This is a genomic window from Streptomyces sp. DvalAA-14 (assembly GCF_900091855.1).
In the GTDB taxonomy this organism is placed as follows: domain Bacteria; phylum Actinomycetota; class Actinomycetes; order Streptomycetales; family Streptomycetaceae; genus Actinacidiphila.
This window is the reverse complement of record NZ_FMCH01000295.1, coordinates 1-1,902: the sequence shown is the minus strand read 5'-3', so window position 1 is coordinate 1,902 and position 1,902 is coordinate 1. Positions and strand designations below refer to the sequence as shown.

Here is a 1,902-nt window from a genome sequence, read left to right as displayed (position 1 = left end):
AGCTTCTCCGGCAGCCCCGGATGCCGCTGCGTCAACCCCCGCACATGCGCCTCGTAGACCACCGAGTCGTGGTACGAGTGACCCGGCGACGTGTCGCCGCCCCAGTCGAAGGAGGGGTCCACGACCACCGAGAGCATGGTGTGCCCGAGGCTGTCGGCGGTGTTGACGCCGTTGTGGTCGGCGAACGGGTAGCCGAACAGCGACTCGTCGCCGTCGGCCTGGCCGTCGACGGCCTTGGCGTAGGGGTCCAGCAGCAGCTTCGCCGGATTGCACCGGTGCCCCCGCCCCGGATCGTACGGACCGTGCACCCGGAACCCGTACCGCTGACCCGGACCCACTCCCGGCAGATACGCGTGCCAGATGAATCCGTCGACCTCGGTGAGCTCCACCCGCTGCTCGCGCCCGGCATCGTCGATCAGGCAGAGTTCCACCTTCTCGGCGACCTCCGAGAAAAGCGCGAAATTCGTTCCCGCGCCGTCGTACGTGGCCCCCAATGGAAAGGGACGGCCATTCCACTTCTGCATCCTTTGCCCCCTCAGCACCTTCCGGCCAGGCACTCCCGGCGGACGTATCCGCTCGTCTGCCCCGCGAACCCGAAAACATGACGATGGCCTGGCCAGGTGTCGGGAACCGGCGGTCGCCGATGGCCGCGAAGTGATCGGTTCCGGTCCGCCGCGTGGCCAGCGGTGATCCGATGCGGGCCGGGCGGGACCAGCTCCGGACGGTTGTGGATAAATGCACGCGGCGGAGCCGGAAGGGGGGCATCGTCGGGCCTCGTCCCAGCGCCGTCGAACGGGAGTCCGCGTGATACGGAGACTTCGCAGCAGGCCGGGGAAGACCGAACCGGAGCAGGACGAGCCGCCGGGCGGCGAGGGCGCGGGCGGGGGCGGCCACCGGGACCGGGCGGAGGTGTGGCGGCGGGCCGAGGAGTTCCTGCGCCTGCACCACCAGGAGGAACCGGCGGGCCCGCTGGGGCGCAGGCTCACAGCGGTGGAGGCGGAACTCGCCGCGACCGGCAGCTACCGGCACACCGCGCAGGAACTGGCGTTCGGCGCCCGGGTCGCCTGGCGCAACAGCAACCGCTGCATCGGCCGGCTGTACTGGCGCTCGCTCCAGGTCCGTGATCTGCGCCACGTCGGCGACGCGGCCGGAGTCGCCGTGGAGTGCGCCAACCATCTGCGGCTGGCCACCAACGAGGGCCGGATCCGGCCGGTGATCTCGGTGTTCGCGCCGGACACGCCGGACGAGCCCGGCCCGCGGATCCGCAGCGACCAGCTCATCCGCTACGCCGGCCACCGCGACTCCGGCGGCGGGGTGACCGGCGACCCGCACAACGCGGTCCTGACCGATCTGGCCCTGCGGCTGGGCTGGGCCGCCGACCGGCGGACCAAGTTCGACGTGCTGCCGCTGATCGTCGAGGACGCCGCGCACGGGCCGCGGATCTTCCCGCTGCCACCCGACGCCGTGCTGGAGGTGCCGATCGACCATCCGGACCGGGACTGGAGCACCCGCTGGGGGCTGCGCTGGCACGCGGTGCCCGCCGTCTCCGACATGTGCCTGGAGATCGGCGGGATCCACTATCCGGCGGCGCCCTTCAACGGCTGGTACATGGGCACCGAGATCGGGGCGCGCGATCTGGCCGACACCGACCGGTACGACCTGCTGCCGCGGGTGGCGGAGAGCCTGGGCCTGGACACTGGCGACGACCGCTCGCTGTGGAAGGACCGGGCGCTGGTGGAACTCAACCGGGCGGTGCTGCACTCCTTCGACCGGGCCGGGGTCACCATCACCGACCACCACAGCGAGTCGAGGCGCTTCCTGCAGCATCTGGCCCGTGAGGGACGCAAGGGCCGGGAGGTCGGGGCCGAGTGGTCGTGGATCGTGCCGCCCATCTCGGGCGCG

1 protein-coding gene and 1 pseudogene are annotated in these 1,902 nt (G+C 71.7%); one reads left to right on the top strand and one right to left on the bottom strand.

Annotation, left to right across the window (positions count from 1 at the left end; translation table 11 throughout):
• A pseudogene (locus GA0115240_RS14855) lies at nucleotides 1-524 on the bottom strand (glycogen debranching enzyme); the annotation flags it as partial.
• A gap of 385 nt (nucleotides 525-909) precedes the next feature.
• Here GA0115240_RS14855 and GA0115240_RS14850 point away from each other — a divergent pair.
• Nucleotides 910-1,902, top strand: a 993-nt coding sequence (locus GA0115240_RS14850) for a nitric oxide synthase oxygenase (protein ID WP_256069809.1), incomplete at its 3' end; no start/stop codon positions are given.